This is a genomic window from Mycobacteriales bacterium, from assembly GCA_035690485.1.
Lineage (GTDB): Bacteria > Actinomycetota > Actinomycetes > JAFAQI01 > DASSKL01 > DASSKL01.
This window is the reverse complement of the sequence record DASSKL010000058.1, coordinates 1-4912: the sequence shown is the minus strand read 5'-3', so window position 1 is coordinate 4912 and position 4912 is coordinate 1. Positions and strand designations below refer to the sequence as shown.

Annotated in this window: 7 protein-coding genes; 6 read left to right on the top strand and 1 reads right to left on the bottom strand. The window is 68.7% G+C overall.

Annotation, left to right across the window (positions count from 1 at the left end; genetic code table 11):
• Nucleotides 1–247, top strand: a 247-nt coding sequence (locus tag VFJ21_07495; protein ID HET7406963.1) for a hypothetical protein, incomplete at its 5' end; no start/stop codon positions are given.
• Nucleotides 247–708: an immunity 26/phosphotriesterase HocA family protein gene (locus tag VFJ21_07490; protein HET7406962.1), complete on the top strand. Its 462-nt coding sequence runs from the start codon at nucleotides 247–249 to the stop codon at nucleotides 706–708. The genes VFJ21_07495 and VFJ21_07490, both read left to right, overlap by 1 nt.
• Nucleotides 709–710: 2 nt before the next feature.
• Here the strand turns inward: VFJ21_07490 and VFJ21_07485 are convergent, their stop codons facing one another.
• Nucleotides 711–1130, bottom strand: coding sequence for a helix-turn-helix transcriptional regulator (locus VFJ21_07485; GenBank protein HET7406961.1), 420 nt, complete (start codon nucleotides 1128–1130; stop codon nucleotides 711–713).
• A 97-nt stretch (nucleotides 1131–1227) separates the two neighbouring features.
• Between VFJ21_07485 and VFJ21_07480 the strand changes: the two genes are divergently transcribed.
• From VFJ21_07480 to istB, 4 genes are all read left to right on the top strand, one after another.
• A complete protein-coding gene (locus VFJ21_07480) occupies nucleotides 1228–1986 on the top strand; it encodes a CHC2 zinc finger domain-containing protein (protein HET7406960.1) in 759 nt (252 codons plus the stop codon).
• Entirely contained in the window at nucleotides 1947–2411 is a 465-nt protein-coding gene (locus tag VFJ21_07475; GenBank protein HET7406959.1) for a toprim domain-containing protein, read from the top strand. Before VFJ21_07480 ends, VFJ21_07475 begins: the two co-directional genes overlap by 40 nt.
• Nucleotides 2412–2473: 62 nt before the next feature.
• Entirely contained in the window at nucleotides 2474–3844 is a 1371-nt protein-coding gene (gene istA / locus VFJ21_07470; protein HET7406958.1) for an IS21 family transposase, read from the top strand.
• On the top strand, nucleotides 3841–4611 hold the full coding sequence (istB, locus tag VFJ21_07465; GenBank protein ID HET7406957.1) for an IS21-like element helper ATPase IstB: 771 nt from the start codon (nucleotides 3841–3843) through the stop codon (nucleotides 4609–4611). Before istA ends, istB begins: the two co-directional genes overlap by 4 nt.
• The last annotated feature ends 301 nt before the right edge of the window (nucleotides 4612–4912 follow it).

The following is a 4912-nucleotide window of genomic DNA, read 5'->3' as shown; positions in this document are numbered from 1 at the left end:
CGCCGCGCGCGAGGCTGCTCACTTCAATGACCCGGTGCTGGGCGAGTATCGGTTCAACGTCGAGTACCGGACCGACGTGTACGCCGAGCAGCGTGGGCTTGAGCAGCTGCTCTATGACATGTATCCGGAGGCGCGGAGCGTGAACGGCGGGTTCAACAAGATTCGCGCAATCAACCCGCGCAACGCGAACTTCGCGGACTACATCGAGTCGGCGTTCCAGTACCTCGATCGGTTGGGTGGTGGGTGATGCCGCGCATCAACTACCGCGAGGGCGACTGGTTCGCGGTCCCGCTGAGGGAGGGCGGCTATGCGGTCGGCGTGGTCGCCCGGGCGAACCCGAAGGCGGCATTGTTGGGCTACTTCTTCGGGCCGCGGCGGGACGAGCCTCCGACGCTCGACGATCTCCGAGACCTGAAGCCGCAGGACGCTGTCGTGGTCGGCAAGTTTGGGCACCTCGGTTTGGTGCAGGGCAAGTGGCCGATCCTCGGTCGACATGACGACTGGGATCGCACCGACTGGCCGATGCCGGTGTTCGTGCGCTACGAGGAACTGACCGGGCGGTCGTTCCGCGTCTTCTATGACGACGACGATCCCGCAAAGATGCTCCGCGAGGAGCAGGTGACCCCCGGCACGGCCGAACATGGCCCGCGCGACGGGCTAATGGGCGCGGGATTCGTCGAGAAGGTGCTAACGCGAGAGCTCCACTGACCTCAGCTGGCTCCACCGGTGAGCGCGCGGAGTTTCGTCTTGGTCACGAGGGCGTCGAGGACTTTCAGCAGGGCGGCTTGGTCGTCTTCGTCGAGGGTGGCGATGTCGCCGAGCTTGTCGGCGATGAAGTCGTCGGGGCCGTGCAGTGGTCGCCGTGGTGCGTCTGGGACTACCAGGTAGTCGAGGCTGACGTTGAAGGTCTGGGCGATGCGCACGAGCGCTTCCAGTGACGGCGTGATGCGGCCGTTCTCATAGCGGCTGACTTGCCGACCGTCGCTGCCGATCTTGTCGGCGAGTTCGGCTTGGGACCAGCCGGCTTCGACGCGCAGCTCGCGCAGCCGTTCGGCGAGGAAGGGGCTGGGCACCGGGTGGCCTCCGTGTTCGTCACGTGAGGACCATTCTGCTGCGTCGATGACGGTCACGCTCGCCTCCGATGGCGTGGTTCGTTGCCATGTAGTGCATCACATGGCATAGCCTGTTGCCACTCGTGGTGAATCCAAGATTTTTTCGGAGGGCGGCGTGGCGAGGGTCCCCGAGGCGGAGATCGAGCAGCTGAAGGAGCGGGTGTCGCTCGCGAGCCTGGTGGAGGCGCGTGGGATCGAGCTGCGCCGGGTCGGCAAGGACCTGGTCGGGTGCTGCCCGTTCCACGACGACCGCGACCCGAGCCTGGTGGTGACGCCGGGCAAGAACCTGTGGCACTGCATGGGCGCGTGTTCCACCGGCGGGTCCGTGATCGATTGGGTGATGCGGGTCGAGGGGGTGTCGTTCCGGCATGCGGTGGAGCTGCTGCGCGACGGCACGATCACCACGAAGGCGGCCGGCCCGGCGCCGAAGCGGTCGACGGTCCGCAAGCTGCCGACACCGGTGCAGCAGTCCGCGGGTGACGCCGAGTTGCTCGGCCAGGTCGTCGACTACTACCACCGGGTGCTCCTGGAGTCGGGCGAGGCGTTGGAGTATCTGCGCCGCCGCCGCATCGACCATCCGGACGCGTTGAGCACGTTCCGGTTCGGCTACGCCAACCGCACGCTGGGGCTGCGGCTGCCGGACAAGCGCCGCGCGGCCGGCTCACCGAGTTGGGGATCTTCCGATCGTCGGGGCATGAGCATCTTGCCGGGTCGCTGGTGGTCCCGGTCGCCGACGACGCCGGTGTCGTCACGGAGCTCTATGGCCGGAAGATCCGGGACGATCTGCGGCCGGGGACGCCGGCGCATCTGTATCTGCCGGGGCCGCACCGCGGGGTGTTCAACATCGAAGCGTTCGCCGCCAGCGACGAGCTGATCGTCTGTGAGTCGCTGGTCGACGCGTTGACGTTGTGGTGCGCCGGGTTCCGTCATGTCACTGCCGCCTACGGCACCGAGGGGTTCACCCCGGACCACGGCGAGGCGCTGGCCCGGCACGGCACCCGTCGGGTGCTGATCGCTTATGACAACGACGACGCCGGCAACAAGGCAGCCACCGCACTGGCGGCGGAGCTGCTCGCGGACGGTGTCGAGTGCTTCCGGGTCGACTGGCCGGCCGGGCGGGACGTCAACGACGTCGCGGTCGCGGCCCGCGCGCCGACCGACGTGCTCGGACACGCGATCCGCAAGGCCCGGTGGATGGGCAAAGGCGCCCCGCTGTCCGCGTACGACCTCACGTGTCGCTCCGCGTACGACCTGACGTGTAGGTCGGTCTTCGGCGCGTCGAGGCCGTTGTCGTTCTGAGCAAGATCACCCTTCGGTTCGTCCACCGCCAAGTAGACGAGCCCGAAGGGTGACCGCTGCTCATGATCCTGGATGCGGAGTCCTGGATGAACATTCGTCGTTTCCGCGTGCTGCACGAGGCAGGCGCGACCTATGCCGAGATCGGCCGCGAGTGTGGCAGTGACTGGCGCACGGTGAAGAAGTACCTGGTCGAGGACGGCGTGGCGCTGCCACCTCGCGCGCCGTCGCGGGCCGGCATGCAGCCGCAGAAGATCGGCCCGTTCACCGAGGTGGTGGACGCGCTGCTGCGCAAGGACATCACGATCCGGGCCAGCGTGGTCCATGAACGTCTGGTCACCGAGCACGGCTTCACCGGCCATTACCAGCGGGTGAAGATGTATGTCGCGACCGCGCGGCCGCGGATCGCTGACGAGCTCGACGAACACGACGAGAACCGGCTGCACGGGCTGCACCGCCGCTTCGAGACGGTGCCCGGCGCGCAGGCGCAAGTCGACTGGGGCGACGAGGGGCCGATCCTGGCTCACGTCGGGATCGGCAAGGTCTACTCGTTCCACATGACGTTGTCCTACTCCCGCGACCCGTTCAGTTGCTTCACGACCAGCACCGACATGGCCACGTTCTGGGCTTGTCACCGCCGGGCGTTCACGCACTTCGGCGGGGTCCCGGGGTCGATCGTCTATGACCGGGTGAAGACCGTGATCCGCCGCCACGTCGCGCCCGGGGCGGCGGTGCCGCTGCACCCGACCGCGGCCGCCTTCGCCGCCCACTACGGGTTCGTCATCGACCCGCTGGCGGCCTACCGGCCGACGGGCAAGGGCCGGGTCGAGCGCCAAGTCAGCATCGTCCGTGACCATGTGCTCGCCGGCCGGGACTTCGACTCGATCGCCGAACTCGACGCCGCGTTCACCGGCTGGCTACCGATCCGCCGCGGCCAGACCCACCGCACCCACGGCGAGGTCATCGCAGTGCGGGCCGAAGCCGACCGGGCGGCGCTGGCACCGCTGCCGGCGGCAGCCTTCCTGGTCGACGACAAGCATCTGCGACGAGTCGGCAAGGACTGCCTGATCTCCTTCGAGGCATCGCTGTATTCGGTGCCCGCGCGACAGATCCGTGCCGGGCAGACCGTTGAGTTGCGGGTGCTGCCCGACATCGTGGCGATCCACGCCCTCGACGGCCGGCCGCTGGCCCGCCACGCTCGTGCGGCCGTCCGCGGCAGCTGGGTGGTGGACCCCGCGCACTGGGACGGGCTGCCCGACGGTCACACCCGCGCCACCGTCATCGAGCTGCCGCACCGCGGCCGGACCGCGAGCGATGCCGCGGTCGATGCGCCGCTGGCCGGGCTGCTGCCGCACCGCCGCCGCCCTGACGTCACCGTCGCGAGCCGGCCGCTGGCCGACTACGCGGCCGCCGCCCAGGCGGGGAGCAGCCGATGAGCAGCCTGGTCACCGACCGGATCCGCGAGCACGCCACCCGGCTCGGCCTCACCCACCTGACCGACACCGTCACCCAGCTGGTCGAACGCGCCGACGCCGAGCAGATGGGCTATCTGGACTTCGTCGACCTGCTCCTGGAAGAAGAACTCGGCCTGCGCGAAGGACGCCGGTTCCGAAACGCGCTCAAACTCTCCGGGCTGCCGCACCACAAGACCATCGACGAGTTCGACTTCGCCTTCCAACCCGACCTCGACCCGCGCAAGGTCCGCGACCTGGCCACCCTCGAGTTCATCAACGCCAAAAGCAACATCGCGCTGCTCGGCCCACCCGGCGTCGGCAAGACCATGCTCGCCGTCGGCCTGGCCGTCGCGGCCTGCCGGGCCGGCTACTCGATCTACTTCACCACCCTCGACGACCTCGTCCGCAAGCTCAAAGTCGCCGAAGCCACCGGCCGGTTCAACCGCCAACTGCAGTACTACCTACGACCCTCCGTGCTCGTCGTCGACGAGGTCGGCTACCTCCCCCTGGACCGCACCGAAGCCAACATGGTCTTCCAGCTCGTCTCCCGCCGCTACGAACGCGGGTCGATCATCCTCACCTCGAACAAGAGCTTCGCCGAATGGGGCAGCGTCCTCGGCGACGACGTTCTCGCCACCGCCATCCTCGACCGGCTCCTGCACCACTGCGACGTGCTGTCGATCAACGGCCCCAGCTACCGGCTCAAAGACCGACTCAACCTCGTCACCGGGGGTGAACCCATGCCATGATCAGCCCGCCGAAGACCGACACGTGAGGTCGTACGCACACCTACACGTGAAGTAGTACGCCGACAGGGGGCCGCCCACCGGCCTCTCAGCGGCCCGTCAGCGGGTCCGCTGGGCCGCGCCACGGCCGCGTCGCCGCCGACTCGGCCGCCGCGGCCGCCGTGGTGTCGTGACCACCTCCCCGGCGGCCCGGTCGCGGTCTGGTGGCGACCGTCGGCGCCGGCGGCTGGACAAGCTTCCGGACAAGGTGCCGCCGCAGGTCGCCGCCGCGGACAAGGTCGCGGACAAGGATCTGGACAAGGGG

What these genes read in the sequence shown, in the direction of transcription:
- VFJ21_07490 (HET7406962.1), top strand. Translation starts at nt 247, where the DNA reads ATGCCGCGCATCAACTACCGCGAGGGCGACTGGTTCGCGGTCCCGCTG.
- istA (HET7406958.1), top strand. Translation starts at nt 2,474, where the DNA reads ATGATCCTGGATGCGGAGTCCTGGATGAACATTCGTCGTTTCCGCGTG.
- istB (HET7406957.1), top strand. Translation starts at nt 3,841, where the DNA reads ATGAGCAGCCTGGTCACCGACCGGATCCGCGAGCACGCCACCCGGCTC.